We start from the raw sequence: 238 nt of genomic DNA, 5'->3' as shown, positions 1-238 counted from the left end.
AAACCCGGGGCGGTTCACCGTGTTGTCATGCTTCGCTCCAATGCAACGCTGACCCACCAAATCGGCGCGCCAGGTGTTCAATATCGGTGATGCCATATAGGGAAAGTGACGGTGACACCGTCACATTACTCCGCGCAGCCACATCACACGCCACATTCCACGCGAAACCGCGTTCTCGACGCAGTGCTTGCAATCCTTTGATCACCAATTCACGTTCAGCGTCTGACAAGCCTTCGAT

1 protein-coding gene is annotated in these 238 nt (G+C 55.0%); it reads right to left on the bottom strand.

What is annotated here, in order from left to right; all coding sequences use genetic code 11:
* Positions 1-25: 25 nt before the first annotated feature.
* Positions 26-238, bottom strand: a 213-nt coding sequence (locus ALO64_RS25855; protein WP_217996263.1) for a hypothetical protein, incomplete at its 5' end; no start/stop codon positions are given.

It is taken from the genome of Pseudomonas meliae, from assembly GCF_001400515.1.
GTDB lineage: Bacteria > Pseudomonadota > Gammaproteobacteria > Pseudomonadales > Pseudomonadaceae > Aquipseudomonas > Aquipseudomonas amygdali.
Note: the sequence above shows the minus strand (reverse complement) of the source record. Positions and strands in the feature narration are given on the sequence as shown.